This window comes from Faecalibacterium sp. AF27-11BH (genome assembly GCF_003603005.1).
In the GTDB taxonomy this organism is placed as follows: Bacteria; Bacillota; Clostridia; order Oscillospirales; family Ruminococcaceae; genus Faecalibacterium; species Faecalibacterium taiwanense.
Genome location: NZ_QVGS01000003.1, coordinates 46,821 through 61,985 on the forward strand (window position 1 = coordinate 46,821; position 15,165 = coordinate 61,985).

The following is a 15,165-nucleotide window of genomic DNA, read 5'->3' on the forward strand; positions in this document are numbered from 1 at the left end:
GGTCGCAGCATGAAAATTTGTGCAGCTACCGGCAACGCCGGAAAGCTCCGCGAACTGCGCCGCATTCTGGAAGCGCAGGGCCACGAGGTGGTCAGCCAGAAGGAGCTGGGCATCACCATCGAGCCGGAGGAGACCGGCACCACCTTTGCCGAGAACGCCCTCATCAAGGCCGAGACTATCTGCAGGGCATGCGGTCTGCCCACCATCGCCGATGACTCCGGCCTGTGCGTGGATGCGCTGGGCGGTGCGCCTGGCGTCTACAGCGCCCGCTACTGCGGCCGCCACGGCGACGACGAAGCCAACAACGACAAGCTTCTGGATGTCATGCAGGCTGTGCCTGCCGGGCAGCGGGGTGCAAAGTTCGTGTCCGCGGTGTGCTTCATCCTGCCGGATGGGCGGCATCTGACCTGCATGGGCGAGTGCCCGGGCAGCATCGCCTTTGAGCGGCTGTGCGGGGACTACGGCTTTGGCTACGACCCGCTGTTCATCCCCGCCGACTGCGGCGTGGGAAAGCACGATAAGCGCCCCAACACCGAGGAGCGCAGCTACGCCCAGCTGATGCCCGACGAAAAGGATGCCATCAGCCACCGCGGCAATGCGCTGGCGGAATTGGAAAAAGAACTACCTGATTTTTTGAAATAAAAGGAGAAAAAACTATGCTGACAAGCAAACAGCGCGCCATTCTGCGCGGCAAGGCAAACACCATGGACCCCGTTTTCATCGTGGGTAAGGGCGAGATCGACGAGACCATGATCCAGGGCGTGAAGGACTGTCTGGATGCCCGTGAGCTCATCAAGCTCAAGGTGCTGGAAAACAGCATGTACAATGCCCGTGAAGCTTCGGTCAAGCTGGCTGAGGCCACCGGTGCCGACTGCGTACAGGTGATCGGCTCCAAGTTCGTGCTGTACCTGCAGAAGAAAAAGGACAGCGCCTACGCTGATCTGCTGAAGTAAAAATGAAAGTTCTTCTCTACGGCGGTACATTTGACCCGCCCCATAACGGACACCTGAACAATCTGCGCGCTGCCGCTGCCCGCGTGCAACCGGATAAGGTGGTGGTGATGCCTGCCGGGCTTTCGCCCTTCAAGCAGAAGACCTCTGCGCCGGGCGCACTGCGGCTGGAAATGTGCAGCTGCTTCCATGCACTGGAAGAGGATGCGGACACTATCCCGCAGCTGGAAGTCAGCGGCTGGGAGATCGAGCAGGCCGCTGCCGGAAACCGCAACTATACGGTGCTCACGGTGGAAAAACTGGCCCGGGACTACCCCGGGGCACAGCTGTACCTTGCCATTGGCAGCGATATGCTGCTGAGCTTTGACGGCTGGCACCGCTGGCAGGATATCCTGCGCCTTGCCCATCTGGTGGTCACCAGCCGCCATATGGGCGACGACCCCGAGCTGCACGCAAAGGCTCTCCGGCTGGACCCCACCGGGGCACGCATCCTGTTTGCACCGGTACAGGCGCTGCCCATGGCCAGCAGCGACATCCGCACCCGTCTGACTGCAGGCGAAGGGTGTGAAGCTGAGCTGCCGGAGGCGGTGCGGGCGGTCATCCGCCGGGAGAAACTCTACAAAAAGGAAGTATCAGCCAATGAACCTCAAACAGGCAAAGGAGCTTGTGCGCGGCCGCTTGAGCGATAAGCGCTATGAGCATACCTTGAATGTAAAAAAAATGGCCGTCAAGCTGGCAAAGATCTACGGTGAGGATGAGGAGCGCGCCGCGCTGGCAGCCCTGCTGCACGACTCCGCCAAGGAAATCAGCAAGGATGAGATGCGCGAGATTCTGCGCGCTTACCCCCAGTATGCCGAGGGCGGCGAAGAGCGCCCGGCCCCGGTGTGGCACGGCGTGTGCGCCGCCATTCTGGCCCGCACCCAGTGGGGTGTGACCGACGAAGCGGTGCTTAGCGCTATTGCCTGCCACACGGCGGGCAAACCCGGCATGACCCGGCTTGACAAAATTTTGTATCTGGCCGATATGACCAGCGCGGAGCGGGATTGGCCCGGCGTGGAAAAGCTGCGCAAGCTGGAAAAAAAGAATCTGGATGCCGCTATGCTGGCCGCGCTGAAGCAGACCAACGATTTTGTGCTCTCGCAGGGCAAGCCCCTTGACCCGATGTCCAAGGCTGCCTATGAGGATATCCTTGCCCGCAGCGGGAAGAATGAACGGTGAGAGCACAGCTGCTCTGAAACAAGCGGAAACAGAAAACGGATTGCAGATTTCGTCGGATAATGCTATACTTAAGAGCATGACAGGTCTGCAGGAACATTTTTTTGCAGGACCGCGAAAATCTGGAGGATACAAAAAAGCATGAGCCAGACGCCACGCCATATCAATACTTCGCGTTCTCTGAACCGGCCAGATCCGGCAGCAGCCGCACCGCGCCACGCTGCGTCCAGCACGGATGCAAAGCAGAGCGCAGGCGGTGCACACAATGAGCCGCCGCGCCGCCCGGCACAGGGAGCAGGGCAGAAGCCGCCGCGCCGCCGCAAAAAGAAAAAGAAAATGCCCCTCTGGCTGCCTTTTGCAGTGGTCATGGCCATCATCGCGGTGATCTCCGGTGTGGTGGTGTACGGAGTCAGCCTTGTAAACAAGGTGGAGGACAGCATCCGCCCGGACGACAGCACCCCTACCATTGAGGAAGAGGTGAAGACAGCCGAGGAATACAAGGGCGATGTGGTGAACATTCTGGTCTGCGGCATCGACTATGAAGAGGGCCGCAATTATTCCAACGACCCCACCTCTAACGACGGCATGACCGATATGATCCTGTACGTGCAGTTCGACATCAAGAACGGTGCACTGCGGATGCTGCAGATCCCCCGCAACAGCCTTGTCACCACCAAGAACAAAAAGATCACCCTTTCCAATGGCAAGACCTACGCCGCCACGAATTATCAGATCAACTCGGTGGCAATCTCCAACGGCGGCAGCATCGCCGCTCTGGCCGATGTCATCTACGATCAGTTCCGACTGCCCATCGATTACTATGTGACGGTGGATATGCAGGCACTGGTGGATATGGTGGATAACTTTGGCGGCATTGAGGTGTATATCCCTCACGATATGTCCTACGGCGGCAGCAAGCTGCTCAAGGGCTACCGCAATCTGAACGGTGCATCGGCAGAGTTCTTTGTGCGCTGCCGCCACGGCGACGGCTACGCCAATTCCGATATCGACCGCCTGAACATGCAGCGCTATTTCTATGCCGGCCTGTTCAAGCGTGCCCGCGCCATGGGCGTTACCGATATCCTGAACCAGCTGCCGCTGGTGTTCAAGAACTATATCAAGACGGATATGGACATTTCCACCATTGCAAAGCTGGTGGTGTCCTTCCTCAAGCTCGACAGCTCCAACATCATTCTGGCGCAGACGCCGGTGTTCATGGGCGTGCCCAATGTGGGCAAGACCGACACCTTTGCCGGTTACTCCTGCGTGGTGCCGGATGCGGGTTCCATTGCAAACCTGCTCAACCAGTATTTCTGCACCTACACCGGCCCCATTGATGTGAGCGAAATGAACCTTGTCACCGACGAGTGGCCCCACGGCAGTGCATCCACCGATGCCAACGTGCAGTATATGGGCCGCATCGATAAGGAGTCGGACGATGCCATCCTGAACGGCGATACAGACCTTGATGGCGCTGTTACCACCGACGGTCAGGCCGCAGGCTCCGCAAACTGAAACTGACAGAAAGGAAAAACATATGGAGAACTTCAACGACAGCAAGGCGCTTGCCATTGAGATCGCAAAGATCCTGGATAAGAAAAAGGCCCACGATGTGCGCGTGCTCAAGGTGGAAAGCCTGACCGTGCTCACCGATTACTTTGTCATTGCCTCCGGCACTTCCACCACGCAGGTGGCGTCTCTGGCCGACGAGGTGGAGTACGAGCTTTCCCAGAAGGGTCTGGAGCCCTACAGCACGGAGGGCTACGACTCCAAGAACTGGGTGCTGCTGGATTATTCCAACGTCATCGTGCACGTATTCGTGCCCAACACCCGCACCTATTACGATCTGGAGCACCTGTGGGCAGATGGTGAGCCCATTGATATCTCCGAGTACCTCACCCCTGACAGCACCCTTGAATGATTCAGGCAAACAGCTGTCTACCTGAAAAAAGAACCCTCTCAGTCAGGGCGTCCGCCCTGACAGCTCCCCCGAAAGGGGGAGCTTGCGCAAAAGAGGGAAGGCTGCGGTCTGCATAAAACCTCTCCCCTTCGGGAGAGGTGGCATCGCGCAGCGATGACGGAGAGGGTTTTCTGGCAAAGGCAGATAGCTTGAAAGCATACGCCCCCAAGCAACGGTATTTTGGATAAAGTCTGGAGCTGATTAACAACATGAAGTACGATTACAAGGCAGTTGAAGCCAAGTGGCAGAAGGTGTGGGAGGACGAAAAGACCTTCCATGTCGAGATCGACCACAAAAAACCCAAGTTCTATGCACTGGTCGAGTTCCCGTATCCGTCGGGTGCCGGCCTGCATGTAGGCCATCCCCGCAGCTACACCGCGCTGGACGTGGTCAGCCGCAAGCGCCGTCAGAACGGCTACAATGTGCTGTACCCCATGGGCTGGGACGCTTTTGGCCTGCCCACTGAGAACTTTGCCATGAAGAACCACATCCACCCGGCCATTGTCACCAAGAACAATGTGGACCACTTCCGCAGTCAGCTGAAGGCTTTGGGCTTCTCCTTTGACTGGGACCGCGAGATCAATACCACCGACCCCGAGTACTACAAGTGGACCCAGTGGATCTTCCTGCAGCTGTATAAGCATGGTCTGGCTTACAAGAAGGAAATGAACGTCAACTGGTGCACCGGCTGCAAGTGCGTGCTGGCCAACGAGGAAGTTGTCAACGGCGTGTGCGAGCGCTGCGGCAGCGAGGTCGTTCACCGCGTCAAGAGCCAGTGGATGCTCAAGATCACCGCTTATGCCGATAAGCTGATCGATGGTCTGGACGGTCTGGATTACATTGAGCGCGTTGCCACCCAGCAGAAGAACTGGATCGGCCGCAGCCACGGCGCAGAGGTCAACTTCGGCACCACCGCAGGCGATACCCTGACCGTGTACACCACCCGCTGTGACACCCTGTTTGGTGCCACCTACATGGTCGTTTCTCCGGAGCACGCTATGGTCAAGGAGTGGCTGGACAAGGGCATCCTCAAGAATGCCGATGCCGTCAAGGCCTATCAGGCCGAGGCAGCCCGCAAAAGCGACTTTGAGCGCAGCGAGCTGAACAAGGAAAAGACCGGTGTCAAGCTGGAAGGCGTCATGGGCATCAACCCGGTCAACGATACCGAGATCCCTATTTTCATCTCCGACTACGTTCTGTCCACCTACGGCACCGGTGCCATCATGGCTGTGCCCGCCCACGATACCCGCGACTGGGAGTTTGCCAAGAAGTTCGGCCTGCCCATCATCGAGGTGGTCAAGGGCAATACCCCGTCCAATCTGGACGAAGCCGCCTTCACCGATGTGGCCACCGGCACGCTGGTCAACTCCGGCTTCCTGAACGGCCTGTCCGTCACCGATGCAAAGAAAAAGATGATCGACTGGCTGGAGGCAAACGGCAAGGGCTGCGATAAGGTCAACTACAAGCTGCGCGACTGGGTGTTCAGCCGTCAGCGCTACTGGGGCGAACCCATCCCCATGGTCAAGTGTGAAAAGTGCGGCTGGCAGCCCCTGCCCGAGAGCAGCCTGCCCCTGACCCTGCCGGACATCACCGATTTTGAGCCGGGTCCGGACGGAGAATCTCCGCTGGCCCGCCACAAGGACTGGGTCAAGACTACCTGCCCCTGCTGCGGCGGCCCCGCTACCCGCGAGACTGACACCATGCCCCAGTGGGCCGGTTCTTCCTGGTACTTCCTGCGCTACATGGATCCCCACTGCAAGGATGCCATTGCTTCCAAGGAAGCTCTGGAATACTGGTCTCCGGTGGACTGGTACAACGGCGGCATGGAGCACACCACCCTGCATCTGCTGTACAGCCGTTTCTGGCATAAGTTCCTGTATGATATCGGCGCTGTGCCTTCTCCGGAACCCTACCAGAAGCGTACCGCTCACGGCATGATCCTGGGCCTGAACCCCCACAGCTTTGTCAACCTGCCCGCTGAGGAGCAGGAAAAGCTGCTGAAGGAGTACGGCAGCCAGAAGGCCGCTGAAAAGGCTCTGGAAGAAAAGTACGGCGAAATGTCACGCCACCCCATCGTGAAGATGTCCAAGTCTCTGGGCAACGTCATCAACCCGGACGAGGTGGTGGACCAGTACGGTGCTGACACCATGCGTCTGTACGAGATGTTCATGGGCGACTTTGAACAGGCTGCACCGTGGCAGACCTCTGCCATTGCAGGCTGCAACCGCTTCCTGGACCGCGTGTGGACGCTGAGCGACAAGCTGGTGGAGGGCGAGGGCTATCGCCCGCAGATCGAGACCCTGATGCACCAGACCATCAAGAAGGTGGGCGCTGACATCGAGACTCTGAAGATGAACACCGCCATTGCCCAGCTCATGACGCTGGTGAACGCCCTGTACGACAACGGCGGCGCGACCAAGGCCGAGCTGGAGACCGTTGTTCAGCTGCTGAACCCGTTTGCTCCCCACATGACCGAAGAGCTGTGGGAGAAGCTGGGCCACAGCCACGACGAGCAGCTGGCTTACTACCCTTGGCCCAAGTACGAAGAGGCCAAGTGCGTGGAAAGCACAGTGGAGATCGCTGTGCAGGTGAACGGCAAGGTGAAGGCCCGCCTGAAGGTGGCTGCCGACATTGACGCTGCTGCCGCCATTGCTGCCGCCAAGGCTGACCCCGCTGTTGCTGCCGCTCTGGAAGGCAAGCAGCTGGTCAAGGAGATCTACGTCAAGGGCCGTCTGGTCAATCTGGCTGTCAAGGGCTAAACCAACCGATACCCTGCCGAAAGGCTGGATATACAACTACCCGCAGAGGCGGACTGGCGCATAAAACACCCGGGAACGTTTATTCAAAATCTTTTCAAAGATTTTGCGCAAAAAACTTTCAAAAAAAGGTTGACGAACCGGAGAAAATGCGCTATACTGTCTACTGTTAGTTACCATGTAACAACGAAATTCCTGCCTCACGGTCCAAGGGAGGGAATAAGATGTCGGAAATTCGTGTTAAAGAGGGCGAGTCGCTGGAAAGCGCACTGCGTCGCTTCAAGCGCAGCACCGCTCGCAGCGGTGTGCTCGCAGAGGTCCGTAAGCGCGAGGCTTACGAGAAGCCGTCTGTCAAGCGCAAGAAGAAGTCCGAAGCAGCCCGCAAGCGCAAGTTCAAGTAATTGATCACTTGAAGTCGCTGTTGCTTTAGATTTCATACGCGTTGCTAACGCCGATGTAGGGGAGCCTGTATTGCAGGCTCCCCTATTTTCATTGCAGGGAGAAATACTATGCTCATCACCCCCGAATACGTTTTCAAGGATGTCACCCACATCACGCCGGAATGGCTGGCGGCAAAAGGCATCACTGCGCTGGTGCTGGATATCGATAACACCCTCACCGCCGACCGCAGTCAGGAGCTGCCGGAAGATGTAGCCGTGTGGTTGGACACTATGCGCAGGGCGGATGTCAGGCTCACCATCGTGTCCAACGGTGCGGAAAAGCGGGTGCGGCCCTTTGCCCAGAAGCTGGGCCTTGCGTACCTGTACCGCTCTGCAAAGCCGCTGCCCTTTGCTCTGATGGCGGCGCAGCACCGCATGGGCGTGAAGCGCCGTCAGATGGCGATGGTGGGCGACCAGCTCTATGCCGACCGCATGGCGGCAGCGCTGTACGGCATTCCGGGCCTGATGGTGGTGCCCCGCGGCCCGGACCTCGGTGCGCAGGTCATCCTCAAGCGTAAGTGGGAGAAAAAACACTGGCAGAAATACTATGACCGGGGAGGCAAGACTCTGTGAGCGATTGGAAGATCCGGTTCGGCACCGCAGGCACCAGCGACAGCTTTGCAGCCCAAGGGTACAAGAGCAGTCTGGATGTGCCGGAGTACACTGCAAAGATGGGGCTGAACGCCTTCGAGTACCAGTGCGGACGGGGCGTGCGTCTGGGGCTGGACAAGGCTGCAAAAATGGCCGCACTGGCCGGGCCAAAGGATATCCTGTTCAGCGTGCATGCACCGTATTATATCAGCATGTCCAGTCTGGAAGAGGAAAAGCGGCTCAACAGCATCCAGTATCTGCTGCAAAGTGCGGCGGTGTGCAAAGCGCTGGGCGGCAGACGCATCATCTTCCACTCCGGCAGCTGCGGCAAGCAGAGCCGGGAAGCGGCCCTTGAAAAAGCGCTGGATACCATGCGCCGTGCCGTGGAAGCGCTGGACGAAGCAGGCTTTGCCGATATGACTCTCTGCCCGGAAACCATGGGTAAGATCGGCCAGCTGGGCACACTGGACGAGGTGCTGGCGCTGTGCGGCGTGGATAAGCGCATTACGCCCTGCATCGACTTCGGCCACCTGAATGCCCGCACTCTGGGCGGCATCCGCTCGAAAGAGGACTACGCTGCCATCTTTGACCGCATGGCAGAAAAGCTGGGGGACCAACGGGCAGAACGGTTCCATGTGCATTTTTCCCGCATCGAGTATTCGGCGGGTGGCGAAAAGCGCCACTGGACCTTTGCCGAGACCCAGTTCGGCCCGGAGCCGCAGCCGCTGATGGAACTGCTGGCTGAGCGGAAGCTGCAGCCGGTTATCATCTGCGAGAGCGCAGGCACGCAGGCTGAGGATGCCGGGGCTATGCAGCAGATGTACCATGCAGCGTGCAAAACGTAAAAAATTTTGTGTTTTTATCGTCTTTTTTGCCGAAACCCCTTGCCAAATGCAAACGGATTGGGTAAAATAAATAGAGATATGCGTTAAGCATTTGAGATTAAACTAATGGAGGAATTCCTATGATTTCTGCAGGCGAGTTTCGCAATGGCGTGACCTTTGAGCAGGACGGCCAGGTTCTTCAGGTCGTTGAGTTCCAGCACGTGAAGCCCGGCAAGGGCGCTGCCTTTGTCCGTACCAAGACCAAGAACGTGATTACCGGCTCTGTGGTTGAGACCAGCTACAACCCGACCGCAAAGTTCCCGCAGGCTTTCATCGAGCGCAAGGATGTGACCTATAGCTACGAGGATGGCGATCTGTACCACTTCATGGACAACGAGACCTACGATGACATCCCCGTCAACGCAGCCGATGTGCCCGATAACTTCAAGTTCTGCAAGGAGAACGAGCTGTGCAAGCTGCTGAGCTACAAGGGCAAGGTGTTCAGCGTCGAGATCCCCAACTTCATCGAGCTGGAAGTTACCCAGACCGAGCCGGGTGTCAAGGGCAACACTGCCACCAACACCCTGAAGCCCGCTACCGTCGAGACCGGTGCTGAGATTCGTGTGCCTCTGTTCATCAACGAGGGCGACCACATCCGCATCGATACCCGCACCGGCGAGTATATGGAGCGCGTCTGATCTCTTTAACGCCAAACCGGGCTGCGGGCAACCGTCTGCCCGGTTTTTTAAAACTCCGATTTTTTCATTTTAAGGAGGGCATTCGTATGGAACTGAACAAAAAGGCAGCTTATCTGCAGGGTCTGGTCGATGGTCTGGGCATTGATGATACCACCAAAGAGGGCAAGATCATCAAGGCCATGAGCGCACTGCTGGGTGAAATGGCTGAGGTCATCGAGAGCGTGGACGAAGATCTTTCCCGCGCCTACGACCAGATCAACGACCTGAGCGATGAGCTGGAAGATCTGGAAGCAGATCTGTACGAGGAGGAGGACGAAGACGGCGAAAGCGAGGACGCTGAGGATGAGGACACCGATGGCGACGACGATGCCAAGGATGATGACATCGCCAGCGAGCCGTTCTATGAAGTGGCCTGCCCCAACTGCGGCGAGACCGTTTACGTCAGCGAGGATGATCTGGATGCAGGCGAAGCCAACTGCGCGCACTGCGGCGTGACCTTTGAGGTCGCTCTGGAAGGGGACGGCGAAGAGGATGCCGAGGATGGCCCCGTGCAGTACGAAGTGACCTGCCCGGACTGCGGCACTACCGCCGTGTTTGAGGAAGACGAACTGCTGGACGGCGCACCCAAGTGCCCGAACTGCGGCAAGCCCCTCGACTTTGAAGTGACCGAAGAATAAGCAAAAAAGACCGCTGCACTCCGGTGCAGCGGTCTTTTTTTGTTTACTGTGCGTTTGCCTTCTGCAGCCAGATGCTGCCGATGTCCAAAGCGTTGTACAGGCCGATCTTGGTGGTCTGACGCATCACGCGCTCCTGCGGAGCCTTGGTGGTGTCGGTAGAGAGCAGCATCAGGTGGACCTTGTCTGCAACCTGCTGGTCGCCCACAGGCTTGGTGGTCGTGATCTGCAGATAGAGCACATATGGGTCGGTCATATTGCCGTAGTACAGCTCATTGTCCTTGCGGACGAGGGGCTTGCCTTTATAAGTCAGTTTTGGAGTAAATGCCATCGTGAAAGCCTCCCTATCAATAGTAGTTCAGTTCAGTATAACACATCTATGGTACAGGATGCAAGCTTTTGACCCAATAGAAGGCGGGCTTTTTGCACACAATGGCATGCCTGCGTGCAAAAGAATCTGCAATTTTAGGCACTCTGGCAGAAAACGGGTCTTGCCGGAATGCACAGATATGGTATACTAAGAACGAGAAAGCCCGCAGCATAGCCCGGGCAGAAAAGTGAGGGAGACAGCATGGCAGACTATCAGGAATACCGGCGGCGCGTGTTGCGCAAACGCTGGCGCAGGCGGTTCATGGCGACAGCTTTGCTGCTGCTGCTTTTGCTGGTGGGAGCCATCGGGATGTTGTGGAAGAGCCTGCACCGGGAACAGCGGCCCTCCGGCGTTGGGCAGAACACCATCCTGCAGGAGGTAACACAGGATAATACTTGGAACACGGCCTCCTACGCGGTGGCGCGGCAGCTCACGGTGCAGACGCTTGCAGACAGCGCGGCCACTGCGCTGGATTTCCGTATGGCGGCGCTGCCAAAGAGCAGCACGGCTGTGGGCAAGGAATGGTTCAATGACGTGAGCTTTGTGGGCGACAGCCTGACGCAGGGTATGCAGCTGTACGAGGAGGGAATGCAGAACGCCATGTTCTGTGCGTACAAGGGTGTTGGGCCGAACGTGATCGTCAACGGCACCACCTGCAAGCGCACCGACGGCGTGGCTGAGGTGCCGCTAGAAGCGTTGACCGCCCAGCAGCCCAGAGCTATTTATGTTCTGCTGGGCACCAACGTGCTGGGCCGCGATACCGATTATAGCAGCTTTTTGACCTATTACCGGCTGATGCTGGACATGCTGAGCCAGACACTGCCAAATGCAAAGATCTATGTGCAGTCCATCACGCCGGTGCGGCCGGAAGTATGCCAGAAGTCCGGCCATGAGGGCTTGAACCGCGACCGCCTGTGCCAGATCAACAATGAGCTGGCAGCCATTGCGCTGGAAAAGAACTGCTATTTTCTCAACCTGTGGGAAGTGCTGGCAGATGAAAACGGCGACCTGATCGAAAGCTACGCCCAGCCGGACGGCTACCATTTGAGACCCGCCGGGTATGCCGTATGGACGGATTATCTGTGCAGCCACACAGAAGGATAAAAAATAAGAGGTTCGTTCACTGAGCGAACCTCTTATTTTTTACTTGAAACTTAGAACAGGCCGGTGATCTTGCCGTTGGCATCCACATCGATGCCCACAGCGGCGGGCTTCTTGGGCAGGCCCGGCATGGTCATGATATTACCGCAGATGACCACCACGAAACCGGCACCAGCAGCAAGGCGCACCTCGCGCACCTCCATGGTAAAGCCGGTGGGGGCACCGATGAGCTTTGCGTTGTCGCTGAAGCTGTACTGGGTCTTGGCGATGCACACGGGCAGGTTTCCGTAACCCATCTCAGTCAGCTCGGCCAGTGTCTTGCTGGCGGCGGCGCTGTAGTTCACGCCGTCGGCCCGGTAAATTTTGGTGGCGATGGCGTTGATCTTGTCCTTCAGGGGCATTTCCAGCGGGTAGGTGTACTGGATGGGACGATCCTCCAGCACCTCCAGCACCTTCTCGGCCAGCGCCTTGCCGCCCTCGCCGCCCTTGGCGAACACCTCGCTCAGCACGCAGGGAACACCCTGCTCGGCGCACACCTGCTCCACGTAGGCCTGCTCTTCGGCGGTATCGGTGGGGAAGGCATTGATGGCGACCACCACCGGCAGGCCGAAGCCATTTTTCAGGTTGTCGATGTGGCGGATGAGGTTGGATGCACCGGCCTTGACGGCTTCGAGGTTGGGCTGGCTCAGATCGGCCTTTGCCACGCCGCCGTGGCTCTTGAGGGCACGCACAGTGGCCACCAGCACGCAGGCAGAGGGAGCGATACCGGCGTAGCGGCACTTGATATCCAAAAACTTCTCTGCGCCCAGATCGGCACCGAAACCGGCCTCAGTGATAGTGTAGTCGGCCAGAGAAAGGCTCAGCTTGGTAGCCAGCACGCTGTTGCAGCCGTGGGCGATGTTGGCAAAGGGACCGCCGTGGATGATGGCGGGGTTGTTTTCCAGCGTCTGTACAAGGTTCGGGTCCAGCGCGTCCTTCAGCAGGGCGGTCATGGCACCGGCAGCACCGATCTCACCGGCAGTGACGGGTTTGCCGTCGTAGGTGTAGGCGCACACGATCTTGGAAAGACGCTCCTTCAGATCGGAAATGCTGGTGGCAAGGCAGAAAATTGCCATCACCTCGCTGGCAACGGTGATATCAAAGCCGTCCTCGCGGGGGGTACCGTTCACCTTGCCGCCCAGACCGTCCACGATGAACCGCAGCTGGCGGTCGTTCATGTCCATGCAGCGCTTCCATGTGATGCGGCGGGGGTCGATGTTCAGCGGGTTGCCCTGCTGGATGCTGTTATCGATCATGGCAGCCAGCAGGTTGTTGGCTGTGCCGATGGCGTGCAGATCGCCGGTAAAGTGCAGGTTGATATCCTCCATGGGCACCACCTGTGCGTAGCCGCCGCCGGCTGCGCCGCCCTTGACACCGAACACCGGGCCAAGGCTGGGCTCACGCAGGCAGAGCATGGTCTTTTTGCCCAGAGCGTTCATGGCATCGGCCAGACCCACGCTGGTGGTGGTTTTGCCCTCGCCCGCCGGGGTGGGGCTGATGGCGGTGACGAGGATCAGCTTGCCCTGCTTTTTGGCATCGTGGATCAGGCGGTGGTCGATCTTGGCCTTGTAGCGGCCATAGGGAATCACGTGCTCATCGGAAAGGCCCAGCTGGGCGGCGATCTCGGTGATGGGTCTCATTTTGGCTTCCTGTGCGATCTCGATATCGGTTTTCATCAGACATCCTCCTTTGGAAGTCGTTTTTACAAGCATTGCACGCCGCCTGAACGGCCTTTTTGCTCGCATCCTGCGTTGCTTTCCCTTGCAATCCGTCAGGATTGCTGCGAAAAATCGCCTTGTCTGCGGACAAAAAATCCCGCCATTCAACGCACCCTGCTTATAAAAACAACTTCCGACAACAAAAAAGGCAGCTTTGCGCAGCAATTGCGCAAGGCTGCCCAGACGGTCGGCATTGACTCTCCCGCCATCCCTGCACTGTGGTGCTCCACAAGGTTCCGTCAGCAGAGATACGGTCTCTATGCAGTAAAGATAGCACAATGCCGGGGTGTTTGTCAAGGAAAAACATATACGAACTTGTCGGGGCGAGGCCCCTCCATCTTGCTGCGCAAGACCGTTCTGTCGCTTAAAAGCCCCACTGGGGCTTTCATTGCTGCGCTGCGTTCGCAAACGCGAATATTTTGCGTTCTACAGCTTTCTGTGCTATAATTAAACTGGATTATTATAAAAACAGAAAGCAGGAATCCCTTTTATGCTGCAAAACCCTGAATTGCATTATCTGGATAACGCCGCTACCACCATGGTGGCTTCCGAGGTGGCGGATGTCATCGACAAGGCCATGCGGGAACACTGGGCAAACCCGTCCAGCCTGTACGGCCCCGGTGCCCGCAGCGAGGAAGCACTGAACGCCGCCCGTGCCGCTGTGGCCCGTACACTGGGCTGCAAGCCAAAGGAGCTGTATTTTACCTCCTGCGGCAGCGAGAGCAACAATCTGGCCCTGCTGGGCGCGGTGCGCACCCGCACTTTCGGCAAGGGCATCGTGGTGTCCGGCTTTGAGCACCCCAGCGTCCAGCGCCCGCTGGAAGAGCTGGCGAAGCAGGGCTACAACGTCACGGTAGTCAAGCCCCGCCCGGACGGCACATTGGATATCAACGAAATGCTGGAGCATGTGGACAAGAACACCATCCTCGTGGCCTGCATGATGGTGAACAACGAGGTGGGCACCCGCAACGATGTGGAACGCCTTGCCGCCGAGGTCAAGCGCCGCAACAGCCGCACCATTGTCCATGTGGACGCAGTGCAGGCGTGGATGCGTGTGCCCATCAAGTTGACGAACATCGACACCCTGTCGGTGAGCGGCCACAAGATCCACGCTCCCAAGGGCATTGGCGCGCTGTATCTTTCTGACCGTCTGGTGCAGGCGTTCCGGCCGCCGTACCTCGGCGGTGAGCAGGAGCGCGGCCTGCGCCCGGGCACCGAGAACCTGCCCTATGCCATGGGTCTTGCCGCAGCCGCCACCCGTCTTGCCAAGACCATGAAGAGCCGTGACACCGCTATGAAGGCCTTGAACCAGCGTCTGCGGGACGGCCTGAAGGCCTTTCCGGAGGTGGAGCTCAACAGCCCGGAAAACGCGGTGCCCGAGGTGCTGAACTTCAGTGAGATGTGCATCAAGAGCGAGACGATGCTGGCATGGCTGGCCGAAGCACAGGTATATGTTTCCTCGGCAAGTGCCTGCGGCCGCGGCCAGCCCAGCCACACGCTGGCGGCAATGGGCAAAGACCCGCTTGCCATCGACACGGCCATCCGCGTGTCCTTCTGCGGCGACAACACCCCCGAGGATGTGGATGCTTTCCTCAACCGCTTTGAGGACGGAATGAAGAGCTTGCAGAGGATCCGGAAGTGATTCCACAGGCAGGACCATCTGGAATGGCCGCCGCTTTGCTCTGGCCATGTTTAGAGGAAGGATCATTCTGATTAGGGCGTTTGTCGTGCCCTGCGGGGCACTCCAAACGCATTTTTACGGAAGGGGTCCGGACCGGCAGATGCAGCAAATTGTTCCTCTGTATTTTTCGTCAGGATACTTTCGCGAA

At 58.2% G+C, this 15,165-nt stretch carries 16 protein-coding genes and 1 riboswitch; of the genes, 14 read left to right on the forward strand and 2 right to left on the reverse strand.

All coding sequences use genetic code 11. The annotated features are described in order from the left end of the window. Nucleotides 1–9: 9 nt before the first annotated feature. From rdgB to DWY76_RS04370, 12 genes are all read left to right on the forward strand, one after another. Nucleotides 10–642, forward strand: coding sequence for an RdgB/HAM1 family non-canonical purine NTP pyrophosphatase (gene rdgB, locus DWY76_RS04315; RefSeq protein ID WP_120080024.1), 633 nt, complete (start codon nt 10–12; stop codon nt 640–642). 14 nt (nt 643–656) lie between these two features. Next, nucleotides 657–953: a YhbY family RNA-binding protein gene (locus tag DWY76_RS04320; protein ID WP_005944364.1), complete on the forward strand. Its 297-nt coding sequence runs from the start codon at nt 657–659 to the stop codon at nt 951–953. A gap of 2 nt (nt 954–955) precedes the next feature. Then, nucleotides 956–1,639 carry a nicotinate (nicotinamide) nucleotide adenylyltransferase gene (gene nadD / locus DWY76_RS04325; protein WP_120080026.1) on the forward strand — a complete coding sequence of 228 codons (684 nt, stop codon included), beginning with the start codon at nt 956–958 and terminating at the stop codon, nt 1,637–1,639. Next, complete coding sequence (yqeK, locus tag DWY76_RS04330) at nt 1,590–2,168, forward strand: bis(5'-nucleosyl)-tetraphosphatase (symmetrical) YqeK (RefSeq protein ID WP_005944360.1); 579 nt, start codon at nt 1,590–1,592, stop codon at nt 2,166–2,168. Before nadD ends, yqeK begins: the two co-directional genes overlap by 50 nt. 138 nt (nt 2,169–2,306) lie before the next feature. Beyond that, nucleotides 2,307–3,680 carry an LCP family protein gene (locus tag DWY76_RS04335; protein WP_242961883.1) on the forward strand — a complete coding sequence of 458 codons (1,374 nt, stop codon included), beginning with the start codon at nt 2,307–2,309 and terminating at the stop codon, nt 3,678–3,680. A gap of 22 nt (nt 3,681–3,702) precedes the next feature. Further along, the gene (gene rsfS / locus DWY76_RS04340) at nt 3,703–4,086 is read left to right on the forward strand and encodes a ribosome silencing factor (RefSeq protein ID WP_005944348.1); all 384 of its coding nucleotides are present in this window, start codon (nt 3,703–3,705) and stop codon (nt 4,084–4,086) included. Nucleotides 4,087–4,334: 248 nt separating this feature from the next. Beyond that, nucleotides 4,335–6,884, forward strand: coding sequence for a leucine--tRNA ligase (gene leuS, locus DWY76_RS04345; RefSeq protein ID WP_120080028.1), 2,550 nt, complete (start codon nt 4,335–4,337; stop codon nt 6,882–6,884). A gap of 221 nt (nt 6,885–7,105) precedes the next feature. After that, nucleotides 7,106–7,282, forward strand: a complete 177-nt coding sequence (gene rpsU / locus DWY76_RS04350) for a 30S ribosomal protein S21 (protein ID WP_005928271.1) — start codon at nt 7,106–7,108, stop codon at nt 7,280–7,282. Nucleotides 7,283–7,390: 108 nt separating this feature from the next. After that, complete coding sequence (locus DWY76_RS04355) at nt 7,391–7,894, forward strand: YqeG family HAD IIIA-type phosphatase (RefSeq protein WP_120080030.1); 504 nt, start codon at nt 7,391–7,393, stop codon at nt 7,892–7,894. After that, nucleotides 7,891–8,757: a TIM barrel protein gene (locus DWY76_RS04360; protein ID WP_120080032.1), complete on the forward strand. Its 867-nt coding sequence runs from the start codon at nt 7,891–7,893 to the stop codon at nt 8,755–8,757. The genes DWY76_RS04355 and DWY76_RS04360 overlap by 4 nt, the downstream gene beginning before the upstream one ends. A 119-nt stretch (nt 8,758–8,876) precedes the next feature. Continuing rightward, nucleotides 8,877–9,434: an elongation factor P gene (gene efp / locus DWY76_RS04365; RefSeq protein ID WP_005928281.1), complete on the forward strand. Its 558-nt coding sequence runs from the start codon at nt 8,877–8,879 to the stop codon at nt 9,432–9,434. Nucleotides 9,435–9,520: 86 nt separating this feature from the next. Then, nucleotides 9,521–10,111, forward strand: coding sequence for a CD1247 N-terminal domain-containing protein (locus tag DWY76_RS04370; RefSeq protein WP_118526304.1), 591 nt, complete (start codon nt 9,521–9,523; stop codon nt 10,109–10,111). Nucleotides 10,112–10,154: 43 nt separating this feature from the next. On the opposite strand, the gene DWY76_RS04375 is transcribed toward DWY76_RS04370, so the two are convergent. Then, nucleotides 10,155–10,439, reverse strand: coding sequence for a hypothetical protein (locus tag DWY76_RS04375; protein WP_097775268.1), 285 nt, complete (start codon nt 10,437–10,439; stop codon nt 10,155–10,157). A gap of 240 nt (nt 10,440–10,679) precedes the next feature. On the opposite strand from DWY76_RS04375, the gene DWY76_RS04380 reads away from it, so the two are divergent. Then, on the forward strand, nt 10,680–11,582 hold the full coding sequence (locus DWY76_RS04380) for a GDSL-type esterase/lipase family protein (protein ID WP_005944322.1): 903 nt from the start codon (nt 10,680–10,682) through the stop codon (nt 11,580–11,582). A gap of 50 nt (nt 11,583–11,632) precedes the next feature. On the opposite strand, the gene DWY76_RS04385 is transcribed toward DWY76_RS04380, so the two are convergent. Next, nucleotides 11,633–13,294, reverse strand: coding sequence for a formate--tetrahydrofolate ligase (locus tag DWY76_RS04385; RefSeq protein WP_120080034.1), 1,662 nt, complete (start codon nt 13,292–13,294; stop codon nt 11,633–11,635). 212 nt (nt 13,295–13,506) lie between these two features. Further along, nucleotides 13,507–13,593: riboswitch (ZMP/ZTP riboswitch) on the reverse strand. Between the two features lie 233 nt (nt 13,594–13,826). Between DWY76_RS04385 and DWY76_RS04395 the strand changes: the two genes are divergently transcribed. Continuing rightward, nucleotides 13,827–14,978, forward strand: coding sequence for a cysteine desulfurase family protein (locus DWY76_RS04395; protein WP_120080036.1), 1,152 nt, complete (start codon nt 13,827–13,829; stop codon nt 14,976–14,978). Nucleotides 14,979–15,165: the final 187 nt, after the last annotated feature.

What these genes read in the sequence shown, in the direction of transcription:
- rsfS (WP_005944348.1), top strand. Translation starts at nt 3,703, where the DNA reads ATGGAGAACTTCAACGACAGCAAGGCGCTTGCCATTGAGATCGCAAAG.
- rdgB (WP_120080024.1), top strand. Translation starts at nt 10, where the DNA reads ATGAAAATTTGTGCAGCTACCGGCAACGCCGGAAAGCTCCGCGAACTG.
- DWY76_RS04335 (WP_242961883.1), top strand. Translation starts at nt 2,307, where the DNA reads ATGAGCCAGACGCCACGCCATATCAATACTTCGCGTTCTCTGAACCGG.
- rpsU (WP_005928271.1), top strand. Translation starts at nt 7,106, where the DNA reads ATGTCGGAAATTCGTGTTAAAGAGGGCGAGTCGCTGGAAAGCGCACTG.
- yqeK (WP_005944360.1), top strand. Translation starts at nt 1,590, where the DNA reads ATGAACCTCAAACAGGCAAAGGAGCTTGTGCGCGGCCGCTTGAGCGAT.
- DWY76_RS04380 (WP_005944322.1), top strand. Translation starts at nt 10,680, where the DNA reads ATGGCAGACTATCAGGAATACCGGCGGCGCGTGTTGCGCAAACGCTGG.
- efp (WP_005928281.1), top strand. Translation starts at nt 8,877, where the DNA reads ATGATTTCTGCAGGCGAGTTTCGCAATGGCGTGACCTTTGAGCAGGAC.
- DWY76_RS04385 (WP_120080034.1), bottom strand. Translation starts at nt 13,294, where the DNA reads ATGAAAACCGATATCGAGATCGCACAGGAAGCCAAAATGAGACCCATC.
- DWY76_RS04320 (WP_005944364.1), top strand. Translation starts at nt 657, where the DNA reads ATGCTGACAAGCAAACAGCGCGCCATTCTGCGCGGCAAGGCAAACACC.
- DWY76_RS04395 (WP_120080036.1), top strand. Translation starts at nt 13,827, where the DNA reads ATGCTGCAAAACCCTGAATTGCATTATCTGGATAACGCCGCTACCACC.
- DWY76_RS04370 (WP_118526304.1), top strand. Translation starts at nt 9,521, where the DNA reads ATGGAACTGAACAAAAAGGCAGCTTATCTGCAGGGTCTGGTCGATGGT.
- DWY76_RS04355 (WP_120080030.1), top strand. Translation starts at nt 7,391, where the DNA reads ATGCTCATCACCCCCGAATACGTTTTCAAGGATGTCACCCACATCACG.
- leuS (WP_120080028.1), top strand. Translation starts at nt 4,335, where the DNA reads ATGAAGTACGATTACAAGGCAGTTGAAGCCAAGTGGCAGAAGGTGTGG.
- nadD (WP_120080026.1), top strand. Translation starts at nt 956, where the DNA reads ATGAAAGTTCTTCTCTACGGCGGTACATTTGACCCGCCCCATAACGGA.
- DWY76_RS04375 (WP_097775268.1), bottom strand. Translation starts at nt 10,439, where the DNA reads ATGGCATTTACTCCAAAACTGACTTATAAAGGCAAGCCCCTCGTCCGC.